Source organism: Ruegeria sp. AL11 (genome assembly GCF_056540865.1).
In genome coordinates this window covers 205160-231359 of sequence record NZ_JBQFXO010000006.1, presented here as the reverse complement: position 1 = coordinate 231359, position 26200 = coordinate 205160, and the positions used below count along the sequence as shown (strand labels likewise).

20 protein-coding genes are annotated in these 26200 nt (G+C 59.2%); 10 read left to right on the top strand and 10 right to left on the bottom strand.

Annotated features, from left to right (window positions below; all coding sequences use genetic code 11):
- Positions 1-3 precede the first annotated feature (3 nt).
- Both ACR0IP_RS11830 and ACR0IP_RS11825 read left to right on the top strand, forming a co-directional pair.
- A complete protein-coding gene (locus tag ACR0IP_RS11830) occupies positions 4-666 on the top strand; it encodes a flagellar hook capping FlgD N-terminal domain-containing protein (protein ID WP_480525702.1) in 663 nt (220 codons plus the stop codon).
- Between the two features lie 135 nt (positions 667-801).
- Entirely contained in the window at positions 802-1608 is an 807-nt protein-coding gene (locus ACR0IP_RS11825) for a phosphotransferase family protein (RefSeq protein ID WP_480525700.1), read from the top strand.
- Here the strand turns inward: ACR0IP_RS11825 and ACR0IP_RS11820 are convergent.
- The 3 genes from ACR0IP_RS11820 to ACR0IP_RS11810 are packed head-to-tail and all read right to left on the bottom strand — an operon-like array spanning position 1595 to position 4591.
- Entirely contained in the window at positions 1595-2587 is a 993-nt protein-coding gene (locus tag ACR0IP_RS11820) for an ABC transporter substrate-binding protein (RefSeq protein WP_170375644.1), read from the bottom strand. The two genes, ACR0IP_RS11825 and ACR0IP_RS11820, sit on opposite strands and share 14 nt — an antisense overlap.
- Positions 2566-3933: a sensor histidine kinase gene (locus ACR0IP_RS11815; RefSeq protein WP_170690725.1), complete on the bottom strand. Its 1368-nt coding sequence runs from the start codon at positions 3931-3933 to the stop codon at positions 2566-2568. Before ACR0IP_RS11815 ends, ACR0IP_RS11820 begins: the two co-directional genes overlap by 22 nt.
- Positions 3923-4591 carry a response regulator transcription factor gene (locus ACR0IP_RS11810; protein ID WP_480525698.1) on the bottom strand — a complete coding sequence of 223 codons (669 nt, stop codon included), beginning with the start codon at positions 4589-4591 and terminating at the stop codon, positions 3923-3925. Before ACR0IP_RS11810 ends, ACR0IP_RS11815 begins: the two co-directional genes overlap by 11 nt.
- 107 nt (positions 4592-4698) lie before the next feature.
- Here ACR0IP_RS11810 and ACR0IP_RS11805 point away from each other — a divergent pair, with 107 nt between their 5' ends.
- The 5 genes from ACR0IP_RS11805 (at position 4699) to ACR0IP_RS11785 (ending at position 9700) form a co-directional block, all read left to right on the top strand.
- The gene (locus ACR0IP_RS11805) at positions 4699-5682 is read left to right on the top strand and encodes a tripartite tricarboxylate transporter substrate binding protein (protein WP_170375647.1); all 984 of its coding nucleotides are present in this window, start codon (positions 4699-4701) and stop codon (positions 5680-5682) included.
- 69 nt (positions 5683-5751) lie between these two features.
- Positions 5752-6234 carry a tripartite tricarboxylate transporter TctB family protein gene (locus ACR0IP_RS11800; RefSeq protein WP_170375648.1) on the top strand — a complete coding sequence of 161 codons (483 nt, stop codon included), beginning with the start codon at positions 5752-5754 and terminating at the stop codon, positions 6232-6234.
- A gap of 1 nt (position 6235) precedes the next feature.
- Positions 6236-7747: a tripartite tricarboxylate transporter permease gene (locus ACR0IP_RS11795; protein WP_170471470.1), complete on the top strand. Its 1512-nt coding sequence runs from the start codon at positions 6236-6238 to the stop codon at positions 7745-7747.
- Positions 7737-8924 carry a CoA transferase gene (locus ACR0IP_RS11790; RefSeq protein WP_170690730.1) on the top strand — a complete coding sequence of 396 codons (1188 nt, stop codon included), beginning with the start codon at positions 7737-7739 and terminating at the stop codon, positions 8922-8924. Before ACR0IP_RS11795 ends, ACR0IP_RS11790 begins: the two co-directional genes overlap by 11 nt.
- On the top strand, positions 8921-9700 hold the full coding sequence (locus tag ACR0IP_RS11785) for a citryl-CoA lyase (protein WP_170690732.1): 780 nt from the start codon (positions 8921-8923) through the stop codon (positions 9698-9700). The genes ACR0IP_RS11790 and ACR0IP_RS11785 overlap by 4 nt, the downstream gene beginning before the upstream one ends.
- On the opposite strand, the gene ACR0IP_RS11780 is transcribed toward ACR0IP_RS11785, so the two are convergent.
- The 5 genes from ACR0IP_RS11780 to ACR0IP_RS11760 all read right to left on the bottom strand — a co-directional run bounded on the left by ACR0IP_RS11780 (position 9697) and on the right by ACR0IP_RS11760 (position 16672).
- Positions 9697-11400: an ABC transporter ATP-binding protein gene (locus ACR0IP_RS11780; RefSeq protein WP_170375655.1), complete on the bottom strand. Its 1704-nt coding sequence runs from the start codon at positions 11398-11400 to the stop codon at positions 9697-9699. The two genes, ACR0IP_RS11785 and ACR0IP_RS11780, sit on opposite strands and share 4 nt — an antisense overlap.
- Before the next feature lie 4 nt (positions 11401-11404).
- The gene (locus ACR0IP_RS11775; protein ID WP_170471477.1) at positions 11405-12355 is read right to left on the bottom strand and encodes an ABC transporter permease; all 951 of its coding nucleotides are present in this window, start codon (positions 12353-12355) and stop codon (positions 11405-11407) included.
- A complete protein-coding gene (locus ACR0IP_RS11770; RefSeq protein ID WP_170375660.1) occupies positions 12352-13329 on the bottom strand; it encodes an ABC transporter permease in 978 nt (325 codons plus the stop codon). Before ACR0IP_RS11770 ends, ACR0IP_RS11775 begins: the two co-directional genes overlap by 4 nt.
- A gap of 106 nt (positions 13330-13435) precedes the next feature.
- Positions 13436-15001, bottom strand: a complete 1566-nt coding sequence (locus ACR0IP_RS11765; RefSeq protein WP_480525694.1) for an ABC transporter substrate-binding protein — start codon at positions 14999-15001, stop codon at positions 13436-13438.
- A gap of 90 nt (positions 15002-15091) precedes the next feature.
- Positions 15092-16672: an ABC transporter substrate-binding protein gene (locus ACR0IP_RS11760; protein ID WP_170678071.1), complete on the bottom strand. Its 1581-nt coding sequence runs from the start codon at positions 16670-16672 to the stop codon at positions 15092-15094.
- Positions 16673-16946: 274 nt separating this feature from the next.
- Between ACR0IP_RS11760 and ACR0IP_RS11755 the strand changes: the two genes are divergently transcribed.
- The 3 genes from ACR0IP_RS11755 (at position 16947) to ACR0IP_RS11745 (ending at position 22937) form a co-directional block, all read left to right on the top strand.
- Positions 16947-18689, top strand: a complete 1743-nt coding sequence (locus tag ACR0IP_RS11755; protein WP_480525692.1) for a type I secretion system permease/ATPase — start codon at positions 16947-16949, stop codon at positions 18687-18689.
- Positions 18686-19993: an HlyD family type I secretion periplasmic adaptor subunit gene (locus ACR0IP_RS11750; RefSeq protein WP_170375668.1), complete on the top strand. Its 1308-nt coding sequence runs from the start codon at positions 18686-18688 to the stop codon at positions 19991-19993. The genes ACR0IP_RS11755 and ACR0IP_RS11750 overlap by 4 nt, the downstream gene beginning before the upstream one ends.
- Before the next feature lie 154 nt (positions 19994-20147).
- Entirely contained in the window at positions 20148-22937 is a 2790-nt protein-coding gene (locus ACR0IP_RS11745) for a bifunctional aconitate hydratase 2/2-methylisocitrate dehydratase (protein WP_480525690.1), read from the top strand.
- A 72-nt stretch (positions 22938-23009) separates the two neighbouring features.
- Here ACR0IP_RS11745 and ACR0IP_RS11740 read toward each other — a convergent pair whose 3' ends face one another.
- Both ACR0IP_RS11740 and mtnA read right to left on the bottom strand, forming a co-directional pair.
- Positions 23010-25043 (bottom strand): bifunctional aldolase/short-chain dehydrogenase, encoded by a 2034-nt coding sequence (locus ACR0IP_RS11740; protein ID WP_480525688.1) that lies wholly within the window; start codon positions 25041-25043, stop codon positions 23010-23012.
- A gap of 27 nt (positions 25044-25070) precedes the next feature.
- Positions 25071-26171, bottom strand: coding sequence for an S-methyl-5-thioribose-1-phosphate isomerase (mtnA, locus tag ACR0IP_RS11735; protein WP_170375674.1), 1101 nt, complete (start codon positions 26169-26171; stop codon positions 25071-25073).
- Positions 26172-26200 lie beyond the last annotated feature (29 nt).

Below are 26200 nucleotides of genomic sequence, written 5' to 3'. Positions count from 1 at the left end.
CAGATGATCACTCCTACAAGTTCCGCTCAGACCCCGATACTGACCCCGACCTCGGCTGCCTCGCAGGCATCCAAGCTGACCTCGGATTTTGAGACCTTTCTGCTGATGCTCACCGCACAAGCGCGAAACCAGGACCCGTTGGAGCCTATGGATTCCTCGGAATACGCATCTCAGCTGGCCCAGTTCTCGATGGTCGAACAGCAGGTTCAGACCAATGACCTGTTGTCTTCCCTGAGCACGGCCTTGGGTGGGCAAAAGCTGAGTGAGCTTTCCAATTGGGTGGGCGTTGATGTTCGATCCGCTTCAGCCTTTCGATTCGAAGGCCAGCCGGTCACTCTGTTTGCTCAGGCCGATGCAACAAGTGATGAAGCCATCATGGTGATCCGCAATTCAACCGGCACCGTAATCGACCGCATTCCAGTCAATCACACAGTCACCGAACTCCTCTGGGCCGGCACCGATGCTTCTGGCGATCCGCTGGGACAGGGCACGTATTCCGCCACGTTGGAGAGTTACAAGAATGACGAACTGTTATCGGAGCGATTGGCCGCTAGCTACAACCGCGTGGTTGAGGCGCAAATCGCGGATGGCACGGTGCATCTGTCCCTGCAAAGTGGGGCCACTGTCCGCTCGGACGAGGTGACGGCGATCCGAACAGGCGCTTGATCTGATCGGGCTGGCAGTCCAAACCTTGGCAAATCACGATTCCCTTGCTGAGCGGTACATCCCCTGCCCCATGTCAACGCGCCTCTACCAGACCTGATTGACCAGCTGCGCACGCGCGGGCTGATCACGGGATCCGTGCGGTTCGAACCTTTGTTTGGGGGTCGGACCAATATGGTGTGGAAAGTTCTGGGCGAGAGTGGCGACACGGTATTGAAGCTTTACAGAACCAAACTGCGCAACCCCATGTTCAGCAATGACGCCCAACTCGAAGCGCTGTGTCTGCGCGCGTTTGAGCAGGACGGGTTCGTACCCCGGTTGCGGGCAACTGGGCAACATCAGGGCGACGCCTGGGTTCTGTACGATCACGCACCGGGTCGCCCGTGGGAAAGTGGAACGGCTCAGGTCGCCTCTTTGCTGCGCAGATTGCATGGTGCGACGGTCGATTTGCCGCTGCCTACAGGACGGAACGGCAGCGCTGATCTGGCTCGCCACGGGGCTGAGCTCTTGGCGTTGTGTTCCTCTGGCTTTAAAGATCGCGTCACCGCGATGCGGCCCGAGGAACCTGTGCCTCCAACAAAAAGAACGTGTATGATCCACGGCGACCCTGTGGCCGGGAACATTCTGGTGGACGGCTCCAACCTGACCCTGATCGACTGGCAATGCCCGGCAATTGGCGATCCCTGCGAGGATCTGGCCCTGTTCCTATCGTCTGCCATGCAGCATCTGTATCGCGGCGCTCCGCTTAACCCAGATGAACACGCGCAGTTCCTGGCCAAGTATAACTGCCCCAAAACAGTTGCCCGCTACGAAGCACTACGTCCGTGGTATGCGTGGCGAATGGCAGCCTATTGCCTGTGGCGATTTGAGAACGGATCAACAGACTATGAAAAAGGCCTGCAGCTTGAGCTAAAGGCCCTTGAGGATCGCGCTATTTCTGAATGACGGCGTCTTCCCAGGCCGTCAGGAATTTCCTGCGTTTGAGCGTGTCGAGATAGGTCAACAAAGCGGGCTCCAGCGTGATAACTGCGGCCTCCTGTGCCTGCTGTGAGGTGAGCAAGGGCAAAGGTGCCAGCTCAGGCACTGCAACGATCAGGTTGCGGACAAACGCCTTGGCGACAGCAGGATATCGCGTGTTTTTAACCACCATTGCCGTTCGCATCATGGTTGTCTGAAAATCGCTGGGCAGAATGACTTCGAGCGCCTCTTTGCCTTCAACCCGTGCCGTTGCGTAGCTACCAAGCACGTTGTAGGCCACCGCGATCGAGCCACTTGTCAGATCGTCAATCATGTCGCCCGAGCAGCAATACAGACGCAGGTCCAGCCCGCCCATGACTTCCATCAGACGCCAAAAGGTCTCGGAGGCGCGAGCATCTTGCGTGGCGAACAAATAGCCCAAGCCAGATTGGCGGACATCATAGGTACCGACTTTCCCACGGAAGGCTTCGGGGCGCGCGCGCAGGGCCTCGATCAGTTCCTGCCGGGTTTGCGGAACGGGATACCCTGCGAAGGCCGCACGGTTGATAACGATGGCCGCCGGCTCCTGGGTAAAGGCAAACAGGCTGTCATGCCACTGGGCCCATTCCGCGCCCGGCATATCCTTCAAAGGCATTGCAAACCCATCATTCGCAAGCTTCAGCTGCAGATCCATCGCGCTGGAAATGACAACATCAAACGCCTCAGGCGCAGCCCGCACACGCGCATTCAGATCGGCGGTTCCCGTCACCAGATACTCGACGGAGACATCTGGATTTTGCGTCAGGAACCCCTCGATCAACGGCGCGAAAAGCGCGGTGTCGGTGCTGGAGATGATACGCAAACGCGGGCCTTCAGCGGCGGCGTTGAACACCCGCTGGTCCTCCCACTCCTCGGCCACGCAGGCTGAGGCCAAAAGTGTGACGATCAAAGCAATAAGGTAACGCATGCGCCTGTACCTTTCCGGTTGGTCAGGATCAGATCGCCGCCATGGGCCTTTGCGACATCCTGAACGATGGTCAGGCCAAGCCCCGAGCCAATGGTCCCGGCCGCATTCTTCCCACGCTCGAACCGCCGGGTGAGTGTGTCGATTTCACTTGGCGGAAAGCCCGGCCCCTGATCGCTCACGCTGATCTGCGCTTGCGCCCCTTGCGAGACCTCGATCTCGACCACGCTTTCGGCGGGGGCATATTTCAGCGCGTTGTCGACCATGTTGCGCACGGCATTCTGGATCAGGATCGGATCGCCGGAATAGGTCACAACGGGGTCTCCGACCAAGGTCAGGGAAAGGTCCTTCATCTCGGCAATGGGCGTGAGGCGTTGAACCAGATCGCGGACGAGAGCGACTAGATCAATCTCTTCCCGCTCCAGATGATCGGCGCGAAAGGTGATCATCGCATGATCCAGCAATTGCCCCGCCGCCCGAGAGCTTTCGTCAATTGCTCGCACCATCGAGCGCAAAGCCTCTCGATTCTCTTCCTTTTCAACGCGTTGCAACGTCGCGTCCGCATAAGACCGAACCGTTGCCAATGGCGTCCGAACCCGGTGTGCCGCCTCGGCTATGAAATCCTCGGACTGGCTGAGCGACTGATCCAAACGCCCCATCAAAGAGTTCAGCGACGACACAAGCGGGGCCATTTCCCGCGGCACCGGTTTTCTGAATGGGCTGAGATCTTGTGGGCCCCGACGTGTCACCGACGTCGTCAGCTTGTTCAACTGCCCGATGGTGGCAGACGTTGCCCAGAACGATAACCCGGCGACCAGCGTGAAGAAACCTATCCCCAAATACGCCGCGTTTCGTGAAATCTGCCTGAGGGTTTCGGCTAATGCGTCTTGCGTTTGACCAAGGGCCACTTCGACTTCGGTCCGGGTTCCCAAACCCACGAGAGTGCGGCTGGCGCTGACCTGGCGAATGCTCTCTCCGCGCACCTCGCCCGATTGAAAAACCCATTCGCCATTGGGCGTTCCATTCGTGGCTGAAAGATCGTCGTAGCCGGACAACAGTTCTCCGTCCTGAAAGATGGCGTAAAACACCCGATCATCCGACGGCGTACTTAGCATCGAGAAGGCGGCGTAGGGGATGTCGACCTCAAGCTCTCCGTCCCGCAGAGCGACGGCATCGAGGATCGAGGTGACGGAGGCACCAAGAATATTGTCCTGCCCTTGCTGCGCGACGCGAGCGGCATAACTGCGCACTGTAAAGAACAAAAGCAACGCCAGAATGGCCGCGCCGCCAATCAGGGTCAGCACCAGACGATTACGAAGAGATCCTGAAACCGCGGGGCTAGCTGACATGATCCAGCCTGTAGCCCAGGCCACGCAACGTGGTAATTTTCAACTCCGAACGCTCGAGATGTTTGCGCAGGCGGGCGACATACACCTCGATAGCATTGTCCGAGACATCGTCATCGTAGGAAAACAGCCTGTCCGCCAGTTTTTGTTTCGAGAACACCTGACCGGGCGCATTGATGAAGAACTCCAACAGGCGCAGTTCCCGATTGCGCAGCGACAGAGTCTCGCCGCCGACAATCAGGTGACCGGCAACCGGGTCGAAGACGATACCGCCGATCTCGATGGTTGATTTAGCGATCCCAGATTTGCGGCGCAAAACGGCGCGGCAGCGGGCCTCAAGCTCTGCGTGATCAAAGGGCTTGGTGACATAGTCGTCGGCCCCCAGATCCAGCGACCCGATTCGATCCGAGACCTGGCTGCGCGCGGTCAAAACGATGACAGGTGTGTCCAGATGACTTGCACGGTGGCGTTTGAGGAAATCGCGCCCATCCCCATCGGGCAGCATGATGTCCAACAGGATCAGGTCATATTCCTCGGCCTCGACGAACGCGGTCGCATCGTCCAAAGTTGCTGCATGATCAACGACATGGCCGTCCAGTCGCATCCGCGAACCGATTGCGTTCGCAAGGTCCATATTGTCTTCGATCAGTAGAAATTTCATGAGGCGTTCGCAGTATTTTCGCGCATGACAGGTTGATGTCAGGTTGATGTGTTTTCTTGATCTCAATCTGTGCCGCCAAGCGGCCAGTTGTCAAATGGGAGGACATCATGACAACTTTCAAACTGGGCCGTCGCGCCCTGATCGCGGCTGTGGCCGCTGTTGGTCTTGCAGGACCTGTTTTGGCTGACGGCCACGAGGTCGTGGACAGCATCCACTTCCTGATCCCCGGCGGCGCAGGCGGCGGCTGGGATGGCACTGCACGCGGCACCGGAGAGGCGCTAACCAAAGCGGGGCTTGTGGGTACCGCGTCTTACGAGAACATGTCAGGCGGTGGCGGCGGTAAGGCCATCGGCTACCTGATCGAGAATGCCGACAGCAACCATGGCACGCTGATGGTGAACTCGACCCCCATCGTAATCCGCTCACTGACGGGTGTGTTCCCGCATAACTTCCGCGATCTGACGCTGGTGTCGGGCACCATCGGCGACTACGCGGCCATTGTTGTCGGCAAAGACAGCCCGATCAATTCGATGGCGGACCTGCTGGCCGCCTATGACGCGGACCCGGGTGCAACAGCCATCGGCGGCGGCTCGGTTCCGGGCGGCATGGACCATCTGGTTGCGGCCATGGTGATGGAAGCAGCGGGCAAAGACGCTCTTGGCGTCAAGTACATTCCTTATGACGCAGGCGGCAAAGCCATGGCAGCCTTGCTGTCGGGTGAGATCGCAGCGCTGTCCACCGGTTTCTCGGAAGCCGTCGATCTGGCTAATGCAGGCGAGGTGAAAATCATCGGTGTGACTGCGGATGAGCGTGTGGACGCAGCGCCCGACGCACAGACCATGAAGGAACAGGGCATCGACACCACCTTCGTCAACTGGCGCGGTTTCTTTGCAGCGCCCGGCTTGCCCGAAGACAAGCTGGCCGCCTACCAAGACGCCATCGCCAAGATGTATGACACCCCCGAGTGGGAAGAAGTACGTGCGCGCAATGGTTGGGTGAACATCCACAACTCGGGCGACGATTTCTCGACCTTCCTCGAGCAGCAAGAGCAGCAGATCAGCGATCTGATGAAAAAACTGGGCTTCCTCTAAGCACCACTCACGGCAGAGCGGCCCGCCCGCTCTGCCACAATCAACAAAAAACACGAGGGAGGGGATGTCATGGCGCTGGATCGCTGGATCGCGCTTGTTTTGCTTGGGGTCTGTCTGGCCTATGGCTACGCCGCCTGGTTTACGATGGATGGCAGCCTGCCCCCCTTCATGCAGCGCAACCCCATTTGGCCAAGCACCTTCCCAAAAGTGCTGTCTGTTCTGGGCATAATCGCCTGCACAATCATCCTGCTGGGCTTCGAAAAATCCGAGCCGAAAGCGGCGGATATCGACTACCGCCGACTGGGTGACTACCACCTTGATCAAGCTTTGATGCTGTTGGCCCTTATGGTGATCTATGCCCTGTGCCTGCGGCCCGTCGGCTTTCTGATCTCAACTTCTGCTTTCCTGGTCCTCGGCTCGTTCATACTGGGCGAGCGCAAGTGGCACCTCATGCTGCCGGTCGCCTTCATCGCCACAGGCGCGGTCTGGTATCTCGTTCAGGAAGTCCTGGGCATCTACATGCGCCCCCTGCCGGGCATTTTCGGAGGCTGACATGCTCGAAGGACTTCTGATCGGCCTGCAAACGGCATTCTCAATCCAAAACCTGCTGATGGTCATCGCCGGCTGTCTGATCGGCACCTTCATCGGCATGCTTCCGGGCCTCGGCCCGATGTCGATCATCGCCATCATGATCCCGGTCGCAATTTCGATGGGCGATCCCTCGGCAGCCCTGATCCTGTTGGCAGGCGTCTACTATGGCGCGATTTTCGGCGGCTCAACCTCGTCCATTCTGCTGAACGCGCCGGGAGTCGCGGGCACCGTGGCCTCAAGTTTCGATGGCTACCCGATGGCGCGGCAAGGCAAGGCAGGTAAGGCGCTGACCATCGCGGCCATCGCCAGTTTCGCGGGTGGCACATTGGGCGCCATTCTGTTGATGGTGTTCGCGCCCGCGCTTTCTTCGGTCGCGCTGCTGTTCCACTCGGCCGAGTACTTCGCCCTTATGGTCGTGGGCCTGTCCGCTATCGCGGCCTTTGCGGGGTCGGGTCAGGTCGCCAAAGCCATGATCATGACAATCCTCGGCCTGATCATGGCAACCGTCGGCGAAGGCGCTTTGTTCAACCTGCCGCGCTTCACCATGGGGATCATGGACCTTCAGTCCGGCTTTGGCTTCATTACGCTGGCTATGGCGATGTTCGCCCTGCCCGAGGCGCTGTTTCTCGTCTTGAAACCCAAAGACCTGAAAGGCGACGACGGAGAAATCAAGGACCTCCGCATCACCAAGGACGAAGCGAAAGCAATTGCACCCGTCATTGGCCGTCAGTCAGTTCAGGGCTTTTTCATCGGCGTCTTGCCTGGGGCTGGGGCGACAATTGCCAGCTTCCTTGGCTACGCGGTCGAACGCAATATTGCACCGAAGCAGGAACAGGAAGAGTTTGGCAAAGGCTCGATCAAAGGTCTGGCCGCACCGGAATCTGCCAACAACGCGGCCTGTACCGGGTCATTCGTACCACTGCTAACGCTGGGCATCCCGGGGTCGGGCACGACGGCCATCCTGCTGGGCGCTCTGATCGCGCTGAACGTGACACCCGGCCCGCGCCTGATGGTGGATGAGCCTCAGATCTTCTGGGCCGTCATCATGTCGATGTTCATCGGCAACCTGGTGCTGCTGATCCTGAACCTGCCGCTGATCCCCTACATCGCCAAAGTGCTGGCCGTACCGCGCAATTTCCTGATCCCGTTCATCCTGTTCTTCACCCTGATGGGTGCCTATATCGGCCAGAACAACGCGACCGAGCTACTGCTCCTCGTCGGCTTCGGCATCTGCGCCACCGCGTTGAAATTCGCGGACTACCCCCTCGCCCCACTTCTGATCGGGTTCATACTTGGTGGGATGATGGAGGACAACTTTGCCCGCTCGATGCAGCTCTATGACGGTATCGCCTTCATATGGGAGCGCCCGATGACCCTAGGCCTGCTGGTGATCGCCGTCCTTCTGGTGCTGCTGCCAAGCTACCGCGCGCGCCGTGCGCGGGCACGGGCTGCGGGGATTGCGGATGGGGACTGACCCTCTGGCCGGCATCCGCGTTCTGGATCTGACGAACGTGCTTGCTGGCCCCTATTGCTGCTATCAGCTGGCGCTGATGGGCGCCGAGGTGATCAAGGTCGAACGCCCCGGCTCGGGCGATCTTGCCCGGGTGTTGGGCGCTGATCCTGATCGCAACAAAGCTGGCATGGGGATCAGCTTTCTTGCGCAAAATGCCGCGAAGAAATCCGTGACGCTGGATATGAAACATGAGCACGGAAAAGCGCTGCTGAAAAAGCTTGTTCGCAACGCCGATGTTCTGGTCGAGAATTTCAGGCCCGGCGTTATGGATCGACTAGGTCTGGGCTATGAAATCCTGAAAGCTGAAAACCCGCGACTGATCTACTGCGCAATCAGTGGCTTTGGGCAGGACGGGCCACGCCGGAATGATCCCGCCTATGACCAGATCGTACAAGGCATCAGCGGTGTCATGTCCATCACCGGCGCGCCCGAAACCGCCCCCTATCGCGTCGGGTTTCCGTTAGCGGATACGGTCGGCGGGCTGACCGCAGCATTCGCCATCTCATCCGCCCTGAACGCGACCCCGCGTGGCGCGTTTCTCGATGTTGCGATGACCGAGGCGGTGATTTCCACAATGGGTTGGGTGGTGTCAAACCACCTGATCGGGGGCGTCACGCCTGCCGCGCATGGGAACGAAAACACAACCTCGGCCCCCTCGGGCACCTTTGCCACTGCAGACAGTCCGATCAACATCGCTGCAAATCGGGATGAACAATGGCAAGCACTGGCTCGGCAACTGGGTCGGAACGACCTGCTGGACGATCCAGCCTACACAACACGAGAGGATCGCAAGGCCAATCGTCACGCCTTGCGCGCGGAATTGGAGCTCACGCTGACCACGCGACCGGCAAAGGAATGGGTGCGAGAGTTGAATGATATTGGAGTGCCCACCGGGCAGGTACTGACCGTCGCCGATGCACTCGACGACCCGCAACTATCTGGGCGGGGTTTGATCGGTACGCTGGACATTCACGGTGAAGACCTACAGCTCGCTGGCAGCCCTATTGTCATGGACGGGTCGCGCAAACATCCTGGGACTGCACCGCCGGAATTGGGCGCAGACAATTCCGCAATCTGGTCTGAACTCGGGCTGTCGCAGGATGAGATCGACGCCTTGAAAAAGGAGGGCATCATATGAGCGATGTATCCGATTGGTGGCAAACCTCGATCATCGACATGGAGCCTGGCCGGATACACCTGCGCGGAGAGCCAATCCAGGATTTGATCGGCAATCTGGGTTTCGCCGAAATGATCTGGTTCATGCTGCGCGGCGAGAAACCGACCGACGCCCAAGCCCGTTTGTTCGAAGCAGCTTTGGTTGCGGCGGTCGATCACGGTCCGCAAGCGCCCTCAATTGCTGCCGCCAGAATGGCCGTGACCTGCGGTCTGCCCCTGAACAACGCGATGGCCAGCGCGGTCAACATGCTGGGCGATGTGCATGGCGGGGCCGGAGAGCAGGCCGTGCAGCTCTATCATTTTGTTGCAGGACATTCGGGCGATTTGGGGCAAGCGTTGGATGATTGGATCACCACTCACGGAAAGATCCTGCCGGGCTTTGGCCATCGCTTTCACACCCCGACTGATCCGCGCGCGCCGCGCCTGATGGCGCTGGTCACGGAAGCCGTCGATCAAGGGGCATGCAGCGGTGATTTCATGCGGATCGGGCAGGCGATTGAGGCCGAGCTGGCCCATCGCAAAGGCAAGCCCGTCCCCATGAATATCGATGGCGCGACGGCAGTGATCTATGCCGAGTTGGGCTTTGCCCCACCCTTGGCGCGCGGGTTGTTCTGTCTTTCCCGTTCGGTCGGCATCCTGACTCATGCATGGGAGCAGATGGAGCAAGGTGGCCGCAATAAGGGACCGACCCCGCCCGCCTATCGCTGGACTTATGTGGACCCCAGAACCAAGACCTAAACGTCCAGTCCTTCGGTCGACAGATCATCAAGTCGTGGCATCAGGTGCAATAGTTCCTTAGCGTAGTCCGTCTGCGGATTGGCAAACAGGGCATCGGTTTCTTGGATCTCGACCATCTGCCCTGCCTTCATCACGGCAACGCGGTCGCACATCTGCCGCACGACCGGCAGATCGTGGCTGATGAACAGCATCGTCAGGCCCAGATGCTCTTGCAGGTCCTTCAGGATGTTCAGGATCTGCGCCTGGATCGAGACGTCTAGCGCACTGGTCGGCTCATCGCAGATCAGGAACCGAGGCTGCGTCGCCAAGGCGCGCGCGATGGAGATACGCTGACGCTGCCCGCCCGAGAACTCATGCGGGTATTTCAGGCCCGCTTCCGAACCCAGACCCACCTGATCCAACAGCTCATCCACCCGACGTTTGACGTCTGAACCGCTCATGAGGCGGTGATGACGGATCGGTTCTGCCACGATCTCGTCCACGCGCATTCTGGGGTTCAGCGAGGAATAGGGATCCTGAAAGATCATCTGGATGTTCTTGCGGTACGCGTCCTGCACAGCTTTGTCGCCCAGATCGCTGACCAACTGCCCGTCAAACGTGATCGAGCCGCCATCGACCGGGTACAAGCCAGCAATCATCCGCGCCACGGTGGACTTGCCCGAGCCGGATTCACCCACCACGCCGAAAACCTCGCCCGCGCGGATATCAAAGCTCACATCATCGACGGCGGTGAAATAGGTCCGATCCCAAGGCAAAAGACCGCGCCGTTGCAGGAAGCGTTTGGTCAGGTTGCGAATTTCGAACACGGGCTTGGATGTGTCATTGTCCACTTTCGGCCAATGGCGCGCCATATCCTCGATCGCAAAGCGCGTCTCACGACCGCCATAGCTGATCTGAGGGAAACGGTGCAGCTTGAGCGTCGGCCGTGGCACCGCCGCGATCAGCGACCGCGTGTATTCGTGTTGGGGCTGCCCCATCACCTGCGCGGTTGTTCCGGTTTCGACAACCTTGCCAGCATACATAACGGTCACGCGGTCGGTCGTATCGGCGATGACGCCCATGTCATGGGTGATCAGAATGACGCCGACCTGCCGTTCCCGCGCCAATTCCTTGATCAGGTCCAAAATCTGCGCCTGAACCGAAACATCCAGCGCTGTGGTCGGTTCATCAGCGATGATCACATCTGGTTCGGTACACAACGCCAAGGCGATCACCACCCGTTGGCGCATCCCGCCCGAGAATTGGTGCGGGTACTGATCCAAGCGTGTATCGGGGTCCGGGATACCCACCCGGTCAATCAGATCTCGGGCGCGTTGATTGGCCTCGGCGTCGGTGCAACCCAGATGGGCCAGGATGGTTTCGGTCAGCTGCTCTCGCACCGTGAACAAAGGGTTCAGCGAGGTCAGCGGGTCCTGAAAGATCATCGAGATCTTCTTGCCGCGCAGACCGCGCATCGCTTCGGCATCGAGGCCACTGATCTGTTCTCCGCCCAGCTTGATCTGGCCGCTGGCGATCCGCCCGGGACGTTCCAGCAGCCCCATGACAGCCGCACCGATGGTGGATTTGCCTGCACCGGATTCGCCCACCAAACCGTGGATTTCACCCGGCTCGACGGACAGGTCTGCGCGATCCACCGCAGTGAACAGCCTGCGGCGGGTCGGGAATTCGACGGTGAGGTCTTGGATGGTCAGAAGGCTCATTAGGTCACCGCAGTTTTGGGTTCAGCGCATCGCGCAGCCAGTCGCCCAGCAGGTTCACGGACAGGGCGAGGGCCAGAAGGGTGCAGGCGGGGAAGAACAGAATCCACCACTCTCCCGAGAACAGGAACCCCTGTCCAATGCGGATCAGCGTTCCCAGCGAAGGTTGGGTCGGAGGCGCGCCGACGCCAAGGAAGCTCAGCGTCGCCTCGGCGATGATGGCCAGCGCCAGCGAGATGGTGGCGATCACCAGAACCGGGCTGAGGACATTGGGCAGGATATGACGGAACATGATCGGGATCGAGCCGCGACCGATCAGTCGCGCAGCCTGCACATATTCCTTGTTCTTTTCGACCAGCGCTGCCCCGCGGACGACCCGAGCAAACTGTACCCAGTCGGACAAAGCGATGGCGATGATCAGCACATAGATCGCCATTTCATCGCGATATTCCGGCGGGGTCACGCCTTTGGCGATGCCAAAGATCAGCATAGCGACCAGAATGGCCGGAAAGGTCAGCTGAACGTCGGCGATCCGCATGATCAGCGTTTCGACCCAGCCACCAAAATAGGCCGCGACCAAACCCAGAACGACTCCGATGATCAGAGCCAGCAATACGGCGGCAGCCCCGACGAACAAGGAAATGCGCAGCCCGTAGAGGATGGTCGAGAATACGTCCCGACCCTGGTCATCCGTGCCCAGCAGGAAGGTTTCCTGCGTAAACGCATTCGGTGTGCCCGGCGGTGTGAAGCCGTTCATCAGGTTCAAAGTCGCCGGATCAAACGGATTGTAAGGCGCGATCAAGGGCGCGAAAATGGCACAAAACACAAGGATCAGCACAACGGCCGAGGCGATGACAGCCACGGGCGAATGCCGGAAGGACCATGCGAAATCGCTGTCCCATGCTTTGGCAAAGCGCGACTTGGAGGCGGGTTGCGGGGTTTCGATCGTATCGGTCATGTGGCCCTCGCGTCGACACGCAGGCGCGGGTCAATGGCATAGTAGAGAAGATCGACGATCAGGTTGATCGTCACGAACATGACCGAGATCAGCATCAGATAGGCGGCCATGACGGGAATATCGACGAACTGGATGGCGTTGATGAACAGCAGTCCGACGCCGGGCCATTGGAACACGGTCTCGGTGATGATGGCAAAGGCGATGATCGAGCCCAGTTGCAGACCCGTGATCGTAATCACCGGCACCAGCGTGTTTTTCAGCGCGTGGCGGAAGTTGATCACCCTGTCCGACAGCCCTCGGGCGCGGGCGAAACGCACGTAGTCGGCGCGCAGGACCTCAAGCATCTCGGACCGCACCAGACGCATGATCAAGGTCATCTGATACAGGCCCAGCGTAATCGCGGGCAGGATCAGTGCCTTCAGGCCCGAGGTGGTCAGAAACCCGGTTGACCAGCCTCCGATCATGACTGTCTCACCCCTGCCGAAACTGGGTAAGAGGTCAAGTTCGACTGAGAATATGTAAATCAGCAATATCCCGATCAGGAAGGTGGGCAGAGAGACCCCGATCAAACTGACCGTCATGATGATATTCGCCGCCACCCCTTGTCGTCGAATCGCCGTGAAGACGCCCAGCGCGATGCCCATAGTGATGGCGAGGAAGCCTGACACGAAGGCCAGCTCCAGCGTCGCGGGCGCACGTTCGGCGATGATGGTCGAGACCGGGCGGCCTTGACGGTAGGAGACGCCGAAGTTGCCCTGAACCGCGCCCTGCAGGAACTTGGCGTATTGCACGACAAATGGCTGATCGAGGCCCAGTTCCGTCCTCAGCCGGTCGATATCGGCCTGTGTGCGTTCCTGACCCAGCATGTTGTCGATCGGATCGCCGACAAAACGAAACATCGAGAATGCGACCAGACCCACGACCAGCAAAACGATCACGGATTGGAACATCCTTCGAACAATATATGCGAACATTCAGAATCCCCGGTTGATCGGCCTGTCTAAGCCGCGTCTGACCAAATGGTCAAGATACCGCTAACGAAACAGGGGCCAGAACGATCCGGCCCCTTGAACAGCGTTTTCAGTCTACGGTAACCCACCGCAGGATGAAGAAGTTATCCGGCCGTTGCGTCAGCTCGATATTGCTGCGCGTTCCCCAGACCAGAGGTTGCACATACATCGGAACATAGACCTGCTCATCCTGAATGATGCTGGTGACCTCGTCCAACATGGCCTGACGCGTGCCTTCATCCAGTTCGGATTGAATCTGCGGCAGCAGTTCATCGACACGCGCGTTCGAGAAGCCTCCGAAATTCCAGCTGCCCAGCTTTTTCTCTTCGTTGGGTGTCGCGACCAGAAAGCGCACGGGGTGTTCTGCGTCGAAAGTGCCCGGGCTCCAGCCCAGCAGGTACATGTCGTAATTGTCTTCGCGCAGCTCGGGCCAGTAGTTGCGCACCGGCATCGCGTCCAGCTGAGCCGCTATGCCGATCTGTGCCAGCATGCTGACAATCGCCTGACAGACGGCCTCGTCATTCAGATAGCGGTCATTGGGGCATTTAAGGCCGAACGAGAATCCATCCGCGTATCCAGCTTCGGCAAGCAAGGCCTTTGCTGCCTCGACATCATAAGCGGGGCGTTCTGCGTTGGCCGCCGAGTAACCGCTCATGGCAGGGCTGACGAGTTGCGAGGCCGCCTCGGCATTGCCGCGCATGATCGTGGCAAGGATCGCGTCGACATTAACGGCATGCGCCACGGCCTGACGCACACGCGCATCCCGGAACGGGTTCGGTTTGCCAGCGTCGTCGGTGTATTTCAGGGTCTCGGCCTGATGGTCAAAGCCAAGCATGATCACGCGGGCCTCGATCCCCTGAATGACCTCGACCTCATCATTGCCCTGAAGGCGCGCCACGTCCTGAATCGGGACAGGCTCAATCATATCGACATCGCCGGACAGCAAGGCTGCGACAGCGGTAGCAGAGTTCTGGATCGGGTTGAATTCGGCGCGGGCAATGTTGTGCTCTGCCTCACCCCACCAACCTTCAAAAGGCTCCAGAACAGTACGCAGACCGGGCTCACGCGCGGTGATCTGAAACGCGCCGGTGCCGTTGGCGTTCAGCGTCGCGTAATTCCCGGTTTCCTTGTCGGGCAGAGCCGCCTCATTGGCCTCTGCCCAGCCCTGATCCATGATCATCCAATTGGCAATGGACGACGGGAACAGCGGGTTGGGTGCTGTTGTCATGAAATCGACGGTATAGTCATCGACCACCTTGACCTCGCTGATCGGTGCGAACCAGCTGCGGGTATCCGAAACTTCATCCGAGGCGCGTTGGTAACTGAACAGAACGTCCTCCGCGTCGAATGTGCTGCCATCGTGGAACGTCACGCCCTCGCGCAGGGTGAACCGCCAGCCTTCGCCGTCTCCGATCGATTCCCAACTAGTGGCCAAAGCGGGCTCGACGCTCATGTCCTTGCCGCGGCGGACCAGTCCTTCGTAGACATTGTTGAGGAACCCAAGAACAGCGGCCGAGTTGACGGCGTGCGGGTCCATGGTCTGTGGATCGGTGGTCGAGGCCCATTTGAACTCGGCGGCCTGAGCGGCGCTTGCGGCTAAAAAGGCCAAACCGATGGCCGTTGCCTTGAAGGTCATGGCGATACCTCTCTGTTTTAGGTGAACAGTCGTGAAACACCAAATGACAGGGCGCTGGTCCGCGCCCTGCCCTGTCTTGCACCCTGAACCTTAGTTCATGGTGAAGTATTTGATCTTCGGCGAATCTTCCGGCTCAACAATTGTGCCGACATTCGACTTCATACCCCAGTTCAGCACCTGATGGTGAATCGGGATATACAGTTGATCGTCCTGCACAACCTGCCAGATCTCGGCGATCTGCGCGTCACGCTTCGGAAGGTCCGTTTCAGAGGCCAGCCCCTGGATCTTGGCGTCCAGATCCGGGTTGTTGTAGCGAGTCGCATTCCACGAGCCGTATTTCTCACCCTTGGTGTGAACCAGGAAGTTGAAGATATACTCGGAGTCGTAGGTCGGAACGCCCCAGCCCAGCATGTAGAAGTCGGTCTCGAGGTTCGAGAGCAGCGGGAAATGCTGCGCCTTGGGTTTGGCATCCAGATTCACCGTAACACCAATCTGCGCCAGCATGCCAACGGCAGCCTGACAGATCGCTTCGTCATTGACATAGCGGTCGTTGGGGCAGTTCAGCGTGATCGAGAACCCATCCGGATACCCAGCCTCGGCCATCAGCGCCTTGGCCCCTTCGATATCAGTCGTCGACGAGCTGTCCATGCCCTCATCCCAACCGTTCACGAAAGGCGGTGCAATCATGCCAGCAGGGGCCGACTGGCCGCGCATAACGACCTGCTTGATGGCATCCCGGTTAATGGCCTTGGACATCGCCTGACGAACGCGTACGTCTGCCAGCGGGTTCTTCCCGTCCACATTGTCCGAACCCAGATCGGCATCCCCCATGTTCATGCCGAAGAAGATCACCCGGTTCTGAGGCGCAGTCCGTACGTCCAGGCCATCGGTATCCGCAACGCGGGCCAGATCCTGAACGGGGACGTCCTGAATGAAATCGACCTCCCCCGACAGCAAAGCAGCAACCCGGGTCGCGGCGTTCTGGATCGGGGTATAGATGATCTCGGTCACTTCTAGGGGGAACTCATCCTTGCCCCAGTAGTTCTCGTTCGCGGTCAGAACGGTTTTCACGTCGGGTTCACGGCTGACCAGCTTGTACGGGCCGGTACCGTTTGCGTTCTTGGCGGCGAATGTATCCTCGCCCCCTTCATAGTCCTGCACCTTCACGGCGTTGTTCGCCTCGGCCCAGGCCTTGTCCATCATAAACATGTTGGTCAGGTTGTTAGGCATGATCGGGTTCGGACCGTCGGTTTCGATCTCAACCGTGTATTTGTCCGGCGCGCGCACCTCTTTGACCGAGGCGAGCAACTCTTTGTAGTCGGAATCCGGCGTCATCGCGCGGTTGAGCGAGAAGACAACGTCTTCGCTGTCGAACTCAGCGCCGTCATGGAAGGTCACGCCTTCACGCAGTTTGAACACCCATACGTTCGGGTTTTCCTCAGACGGGGCCCACTCGGTCGCCAGCGACGGCACAAGCGCCCCGGAATGGTCGCGCATCACCAGCGTTTCCATGATCTGATGCGCCATGGCCGAGGTCGGACCCTCGTTCTGGGCATGCGGGTCCATCGTCAGCGAGTCGCCCGCGCGTGCCCAGCGCAGCGTTTCCGCAGAGGCAGTACCAGCCAAAAGGGCCATGGCACTGGCTGCGACCAGCAAGTGTTTCACTTTCATTGTAATCTCCCCAATTCTTTTTTTGACCCGCTCGGATGGCGGGTGATCGACGAAGCGCGATCAACGTGCCCTTGATAATCCAAATCATTCTGAAACTTGCAATGCCTAATTGGGGTGCTGGACCCTAGGGGAACCTGCCAGATTTTAGCCGTTTGGCCGGATTTCGCTGGTCCTTTGACGATCGAGTTGCATACCCTAACTCTTTCTTCGAGACTCGGTTCGCGGTAAAAAAACGTAGCCGCATCAGGCTGGACATCGTGTCGGGGACATTGATTTGAAACAGACAAACCGCAAACCGCCCAACCCGAGGCGAGAGCTTCAGAGCGTGCGCAACCAGAGCGTATCGTTTCTGGGTGTCGCGTTTCTATTCAGCATCTTCGTCAACCTGCTGATGCTGACCGGGCCGCTGTTTATGCTGCAGGTCTATGACCGGGTTCTCAGTTCGCGCTCGGTCGAGACGCTTACGGCGCTGTTTCTGCTGGTCGGGCTGCTCTACGGCCTAATGGCCATGCTGGACTACGCACGCGGCCGGATTGTGGCGCGGTTCGGGGCCAAGTTCCAATCCTCGCTGGACGAGAGGGTTTTTGACGGAACCATTCGGCGGGCACTGTATCCACAGATCCGCTCGGCACCAGCAACGGCCTTGCGCGATCTGGAGGCCGTTCGGTCGCTTTGCGCGTCGCCTGTTTTCCTCGCCGTTATGGATATCCCGTGGACGCCTGTTTTCCTGGCCGCGATCTTCCTGTTTCACCCGTTGCTCGGCTGGCTGGCGGTTGCTGGTGGTAGCTTGCTGATCGTCATCGCCTTGCTCAACCAGATCCTGACCAAACAGAAAGTGGCCGAGGCGCAGGTTGCCTCAGGCCGGGCCAATGCCTTTGCGGAACAAGCGCGGCAAGCCGCCGAAGTTGTACGGTCGCAGGGCATGCAGGGCGACGTTGCGCAGCGCTGGTTGACACAGCGCAGCAGCGCCTTGTCACAGAGCATCTCGGCCAGCGACTGGACCGGCAGTTTCACGTCTTTGACCAAATCGCTGCGCCTGTTCCTGCAATCCGCGATGTTGGCGCTTGGCGCTTGGCTGGTGTTGCGCAACGAGATGACGGCAGGGGCCATGATCGCAGGTTCGATCTTGCTGGGCCGCGCTTTGGCACCTGTGGAAATGGCGGTGGGCCAATGGGGGCTGATCGAAAACGCGCGAACCGCATGGTCTCGTCTTGGCACCTTCCTCGATGAAACCCCTCCCGAGCAGGCCAAAACCAAGCTGCCGGTGCCCGAGGCGCGTCTCGTCGCAAAAGGGCTGACGGTCATTCCGCCCGGCGTTCAAAAGCCAACCCTGCGCAATGCCTCGCTGCTATTGGAACCCGGCAAGGCGCTGGGTGTGATCGGCAAAAGTGGCTCGGGCAAGACGACTCTGGCCAAGGCGCTTTTGGGTCTGCTGACCCCCGCAGCGGGTGAGATTCGCTTGGGTGGCGCGACACTGGACCAATATGCCGCAGATGATCTGGGCCACTACATCGGCTACCTGCCGCAGCAGGTCACGCTGTTTAACGGAACCGTGACAGAGAACATCGCCCGGATGTCGCAACGACCCGATGACGCCGCTGTTGTCGCCGCCGCCAAAAAGGCCAACGCACATGAGCTGATCATGTCTTTGGAAAAAGGATATGATACCTTCTTGGAAGGCAATGACAGCCAGCTGTCCGGCGGTCAGAAACAACGGATCGCACTTGCCCGAGCGCTCTATGGTGATCCTGTGCTGCTGATCCTGGACGAACCGAACTCGGCCTTGGATGCCGACGGCACAGAAGCGCTGAACCGCGCGGTGCGCAGCCTCAAGAAAAGCGGCAAGGCCGCAATCATCATGACGCACCGCCCGCAGGCGATTTCCGAATGTGATGACCTGATCGTGGTCGAGAAAGGCCAGATCGTCAAAGCAGGCAGCCGGGACGAAGTTCTGGGCTCGATGGTCCAGAATGCCGGTGCGATCAAACGACACCTCAATAAAGTGGGTGAGAAATGAGCAACCCTCCTGCGCGCCGCAGTTGGCGCATAACCTTCCCTGCAACTGTGGGCTTTGTTGCGCTGCTCATCCTTGTTGTGGGCATCGGCATCTGGAGCGTTCGGACCCAACTGGCCGGTGCGATCATCTCACAAGGTGTGATCGAGGTGCAAAGCAACCGTCAGGTGGTAGAACATCCCGATGGCGGTGTCGTCGGCGAGATCTTCGTGCGCGACGGGGATCTGGTGGAAAGCGGCGATCTGCTGCTACGTCTGGACGATACGTTTCTGGCTTCGGAAAAGACCGTGGTCGAGACGCAATTGTTTGAACTGCTCAGCCGTCAGGCCCGGTTGGAAGCGGAACGCGATGGGGCCACCTCCGAGGAGTTGGCGGCAAAGCTGCGAGAGGTACAGCAACGCGAAAACATCCCAGACGATCTGATCGCAGGTCAGCAGCGCCTTTTTGACGCCCGCAACGAGACGTTGACGCAACAGACTGAGCAATTGACTCGTCAGAAAACCCAGATCGAAAACGAAATCGACGGCACACAGGCGCAGTTAACCGCCGCCCAAAAGCAAGTGGAATTGATAAGCGAAGAGCTCAAGGATCAGGAAAGCCTGTTGCAGCGCGGCCTGACACAAGCCAGCCGCGTATCGGCCTTGCAACGGGAAGAGGCCAACCTGACCGGCGCCATCGGACGGCTCGAGGCGACCATCGCCCGGTTGACGGGGCAAATCGCCTCGACAGAGATCCAGATATTGGAGCTGAACGCAACCCGCCGCGAAGAAGCGATCACAACGCTGCGTGACGCGCAAACGCGCATCGCCGAGCTTGCTGAACGACGCCTCTCGCTGACCGAGCGCCTTTCGCGCCTGGATATTCGCGCGCCCGTTTCTGGAACCGTTTATGACAGTCAGGTTTTCGCCCTGCAGTCGGTCATCCAACCGGCTGAACAGATGATGTATGTGGTGCCGCAGGATACGCCCCTTTTGGTGGCAGCCAAGGTTGATGCGATCCACGTGGACCAGCTGTTTCGCGGGCAAGAAGTCGCCCTGCGCTTTCCCAGCTTCAACCAGCGGGAAACCCCGGAACTGGATGGCCATGTCATCAATGTCTCGGCAGATACATTCACCGATGAAGGCACAGGCTTTACCTTCTACCGGGCCGAGCTCGTTCCCGATGACGGTCAGCTGGATCGCCTCAACGGGCAAACTCTGCTGCCAGGCATGCCGGTCGAGGCGATGATCAAAACGGATGAGCGTACTCCGCTGTCCTACCTGACCAAGCCGCTGACCGACTACTTCACACGCGCTTTCCGGGAATAGGCCAAGAACCCTGGGGCAACCTGTCCCAGTGTCGCGACTTGCAATCCCTGTTGATTTAGTATACCGCCGCATACAAAGAGCATGTCCGGGCGTCAGATCCATGTCTGAGACCGGGACCTCAAGCACCTTCTAACGCCAATACGTCGGGATAGCCATGAGCCTGTATACTGATTACCTTGCCGAGATCGAAACACGCAAAGAGCAGGGGTTGAACCCCAAACCCGTCGATGACGGCGCCCTGACAAAAGAGATCATCGACCAAATCCGCGACCCTCAGAATGAACATCGCGCGGACTCGCTGCATTTCTTCATCTACAATACCCTGCCCGGCACAACCAGCGCCGCAGGTGAGAAGGCGGCGTTTCTGAAAGAGATCATTCTGGGTCAGGCCGATGTCGAAGAAATCTCGCAGGATTTCGCGTTCGAACTGCTGTCGCACATGAAAGGCGGCCCCTCGGTTAAGGTTCTGCTGGATCTGGCTTTGGGTGACGATGTAGCGATTGCGGGCAAGGCGGCTAAGGTTCTGAAGACTCAGGTCTTCCTGTATGACGCGGATACCAACCGGCTGAAAGCAGCGCTCGATGCAGGCAATGCCGTCGCGAAAGACATCCTTGAAAGCTACGCCAAGGCCGAGTTCTTCACCAAGCTGCCCGACATCGACGAAGAGATCGAAGTCGTCACATATGTTGCTGCCGAAGGTGACATCTCGACTGACCTGTTGTCGCCTGGCAATCAGGCACACTCGCGCGCGGACCGCGAATTGCACGGCAAATGCCTGATCTCCGAGGCCGCGCAACAAGAGATCGAAGCGCTCAAGCTGAAGCATCCCGGCAAGCGCGTCATGCTGATCGCTGAAAAAGGCACCATGGGTGTGGGCTCGTCCCGTATGTCGGGTGTGAACAACGTGGCCCTGTGGACCGGCAAACAAGCCAGCCCCTATGTGCCCTTTGTCAACTACGCCCCCATCGTTGCGGGCACCAACGGCATTTCGCCGATCTTCCTGACCACCGTGGGCGTGACCGGCGGCATCGGACTGGACCTGAAGAACTGGGTCAAAAAGGTCGATGAGGATGGCAACGCAATCCTGAACAATGACGGCAACCCGATCCTGGAAGAGAAGTACTCGGTTGCGACTGGCACGGTTCTGAAGATTAACACCAAAGACCACAAACTGCTGAGCGAGGATGGGGAAGAGCTGGTCGACGTAACCTCGTCCTTCACGCCGCAAAAGGTCGAGTTCATGAAGGCAGGCGGTTCCTACGCCATCGTCTTCGGCAAGAAACTGCAAACATTCGCAGCCGAGGAACTGGGCGTTGAGGCACCGCTGGTCTTTGCGCCGTCGAAAGAAATCAGCCACGAGGGCCAGGGCCTGACAGCGGTTGAAAAGATCTTCAACAAGAACGCCGTTGGAACCACACCCGGTAAAACCCTGCATGCCGGATCGGACGTGCGCGTCAAGGTCAACATCGTCGGCTCACAGGACACAACCGGCCTGATGACCATGCAAGAGCTTGAGTCGATGGCGGCAACCGTTGTCTCACCCATCGTCGATGGGGCGTATCAGTCCGGCTGTCACACGGCCTCTGTGTGGGATGCGAAGGCGCAAGCCAACACCCCCCGCCTGATGAAGTTCATGAATGACTTCGGCCTCGTCACCGGGCGTGACCCGAAGGGCGTTTACCATTCGATGACGGATGTGATCCACAAGGTGCTGAACGACATCACCGTGGATGACTGGTCGGTCATCATCGGCGGCGACAGCCACACCCGTATGTCCAAAGGCGTGGCCTTCGGGGCCGACTCGGGCACTGTTGCTTTGGCGCTGGCCACAGGTGAGGCCTCGATGCCCATCCCTGAATCGGTCAAGGTGACCTTCAAGGGCACGATGGCCGAGCATATGGATTTCCGCGATGTTGTGCATGCCACCCAGGCGCAGATGCTGGAACAGCACGGCGACAACGTTTTCCAAGGCCGCGTGATTGAAGTTCACATCGGCACGCTGCTGGCCGACCAGGCGTTCACATTCACCGACTGGACCGCCGAGATGAAGGCCAAGGCCTCGGTCTGTATCTCGAATGACGAGACCCTGATCGGTTCGCTGGAACTGGCCAAGTCGCGCATCCAGATCATGATCGACAAAGGCATGGAGCATGAGAACGGCATGCTGCAAAAGCTGATCAACATCGCCGACGCACGCATTGCCGAGATCAAATCGGGCGAAAAGCCAGCGCTGCGCCCCGATGACAACGCTAAATACTTCGCAGAGGTTGTTGTTGATCTGGACCAGATCGTTGAACCGATGATCGCCGACCCGGATGTCAACAACACCGACGTCTCGAAGCGCTATACCCACGACACGATCCGCCCGATCTCGTACTACAATGCTGAAAAGCATGTGGACCTAGGCTTTGTCGGCTCGTGCATGGTGCATAAGGGCGACATCAAGATCGTGGCCCAGATGTTAAAGAACCTCGAAAAGGCAACCGGCAAGGTCGAGTTCCAGGCCCCGCTGGTCGTGGCAGCCCCGACCTACAACATCATCGACGAGTTGAAGGAAGAAGGCGACTGGGAAGTACTTGAGAAATACTCGGGCTTCGAGTTCGACGACCTGTTCCCGAAAGAAAAGGCGCGGACCGAGTACGAGAACATCCTGTATCTCGAACGTCCCGGCTGTAACCTGTGCATGGGCAACCAGGAAAAAGCCGCCAAGGGCGACACGGTTCTGGCCACCTCGACCCGCCTTTTCCAGGGCCGCGTCGTGGCAGATGCACCGGACAAGAAAGGTGAGTCCCTGCTGGCCTCGACCCCGGTTGTTGTCCTGTCGGCCATTCTGGGCCGGACGCCCACGATCGAGGAATACAAAGCCTCGGTTGAAGGGATCGACCTGACCAAGTTCGCCCCGCCGGTTGCGAAAAACCCGGCCACTCAATCGGCGCATTTCTAACGACGCATTTGACACGTTTTTCCTGCGCGCGGCCGTTCATCGGTCGCGCGTAGGTGTTTTCAGCGGGCGAAGCTAGCGCAGTTCGGCCTCGGTATTGCCACCATCGACTGTGATGACGTGACCGGTCGTACGCTCCATCAAGGCCAGATTGACGAACCCTTCGGCGACATGATGCGCCTCGACCTCGCGGCCCAGAAGATTGCCGCCCATATAGACCTCTTCGCTGACACCCCGCGCGGCGGCGCGTTCCCTGATGAACGCATCCGTCAGCAGGCCTGATCTGATCTTGTCAGCATTGACCCCGTTGACCCGAATTCCAGACCCCGCCAGTTCCAGCGCCAGTTGCCGCATCAGGAACATTGTTGCGGCTTTGGGGGTTCCATAGGCGCCTAGGTTGCGACCAGGATTGACCGCCTGTTTGGAGATATTGAACAGGATCTGCCCACCCCGCCCCTGATCCTGCATCAGCTTGGCAGCGGCGGTAGCAAAGGCCTTATGCGCGAAGAAGTTCAATTCGAAAGCCGCGCGGAAGGCATCATCCTCCAGCTCGACCAATGCGCCACCTGTGGCCGTGCCCGCATTCGACACCAGAAAATCAAGCCCCCCGAAGGCCGCGACCGCAGCGGTCATCGCGGTATCGGCAGCGTCAGGCTGCGTGATGTCGAGCGCGCAGGCCGCATGCCAGCGACCCAACTGGGATAGTGCGGCATCCAGAGCCGCTTGATCCCGATCCACCAGAACGACATTCGCGCCCTTGGCGGCAAAGGCCTTGGCGGTTGCCAGACCAATCGCGCCTGCCCCTCCGGTCACCATGACGACCCGGCCCTGAAACGGCGGAGGGGTGCCTTTACCCAACTTTGCTTGCTCCAACGACCAATATTCGCAATCGAACATGTCCTTTTCACCGATGGGATAGAACCCGCCCGCATCTTCTGCGACAGCGCGCACGCGGATGTTCTGTTCAGCAAGATCAGCCGAGGCTGAGGCCGCCTTAGCGTTCACCCCAATCCCTAGCACACCGATCCCTTCGATCCACGCATGTTTGGGATCAGGGGTCAGCATGGTCTTGGGTTCCGCGGCCTGAGGGGCCTGACGGTCGAAATAAGCGCGGTAATCCACAGCGAAGGCTTCGACCTTGGCCTTGATGCTCTCTCGGTCGGTTAGGTCCGCCTGTTTCAGCACCAGCGGCCAGCCCTTGGTACGCAGCACGTGATCCGGTGAGGCCATGCCGCGAGTCGCCAGCGCGTCCACATCGCCACGCGCCATAAACGCATGTGTCGCGGGGCCATTTCTCAGATCAAAGACAGGCATCGCACTGTCCTGATCCGCAGTGACCTCAGCGATCACGCCACGCAAGACGGGCAACATGTCCAGCCCGTTGGCAGGCAGACGTTCACCAATTGACGTCAGTTCGGTCAGCCCGAGATAGTCCGCGACCTCATTGGTATGCTGAACGATCTTGTCATAGCTTTCCTGCGCGGTGGTGCCAAAGGCGAAATGACCATGTTTAAGGAGCAGCAGCCCTTCAACATCAGGGTTGGCGTCGTACACATCCGCCGCCGCCTTCGCGAGGCTAAAACCGGGCATGATGTAAGGCACGATCCCCAGCCGGTCGCCGAAAATCTCGCGACAGACCTCCTCGGCATTGGGCAAGTCGGCGAGGATCAGAAACGGCGTCGCGTGGGTGTGATCGACGTATTTGTGTGGCAGGAAGGCATGCAGCAGCGTTTCCACTGACGGGTTGGGCGAGGCCGAATTCAGCAGGCTTGAGCGCTGATAGTTCACCATGTCTTCATCCGACAACTTATCGAGTGCGCGTAGCTTCAACAGTGGCTCTTGCCAGACACCGGGCAGTCCGGGCGCTTCGATCGTGTCCAGATCCCAGCCCGAGCCTTTGACGTGCAGAACCGGCCGCATCTCGCCAAACAAATCGGGGCGCTCTAGCTTGACCGAGGTATTGCCACCGCCATGCATCAGCAGATCCGGTTTCTGACCGATGAGGCGCGAAGTGTAGACCCGCTCTGCCAATTCCTGATCAGCCGGATCGGCGCCGGCAGCCGCACGCCAGTCTGCGGCGGCCTGCGCCTTGTACATGTTTTCGATCATGTCTTTTGTATCCTTGTCTTTCTGCGCTCAGGCGGCTTGGCCAACCTTTTCAGGGAACATGGCCGCCAGACCTTCGGCGCTGGCTTCGCAGACGCCCCGCTCGGTGATCAAGCCGGTGACGAGACGGTTCGGCGTGACGTCAAAGGCCGGGTTGCCCACATCCGAGCCTTCGGGGATCACGCAAACCTCACCGATGCCGTCCTCTGTCATGCCGAACACATGCGAGATTTCGCGGTCCGGTCGGTCCTCGATCGGGATTTCGGCGACCCCGTCCCGAAGCGTCCAATCGATGGTGGGTGAGGGCAAGGCCACATAAAACGGCACATTGTTGTCATGCGCGGCCAGGGCTTTCAGATAGGTGCCGATCTTGTTGCAGACATCGCCAGTCGAGGTGGTCCGATCCGTCCCGGTGATCACCAGATCGACCAGACCATGCTGCATCAAATGACCGCCTGCATTGTCGACGATGTATTGATGGCTGATGCCATGTTCGCCCAGCTCCCACGCAGTCAAGGCCCCCTGGTTTCGGGGTCGTGTTTCATCGACCCAGACATGGATCGGCAAACCAGCGTTATGCGCCTGATACATCGGGCTGGTCGCAGTGCCCCAATCTACGGTGGCCAGCCACCCGGCATTGCAATGGGTCAACAAACGCACCGGCTCACCTGCGGGTTTGCGGGCGGCGATGTCGCGGATCAAAGCAAGCCCATGTTCTCCGATCCGGCGATTGATCTCGATATCCTCTTCGCAGATCTCGTCCGCCAGCGCCCAGGCCGCGGCGGCACGTTGATCGGGCTGCAGAGGCAGCAGGGCCTCCCGGCAGCGCTGCAACGCCCAGTTCAGGTTCACCGCCGTTGGGCGGGTCGCGTTCAGCACCGAGGCTGAATGTTCAAAACTCTGATCAGACGGGTCACGGGACATCGCATCCGCCATCCCATAAGCAGCTGTCGCCCCGATCAAAGGCGCGCCACGCACCCACATCTCGCGGATCGCGGCCTCAAACTCGGCCAGAGAGGACAATGTAGCGATCCGGAAATCATGCGGCAGCCAGCGCTGGTCGATGATCCTGACCTCGCCGCTTTCAGCGTCGCGCCAGATCGAGTGGTAGTGAACACCGCCTATTTTCATCTTCTGCCCTCCGGTCGGGTTTCATGGGG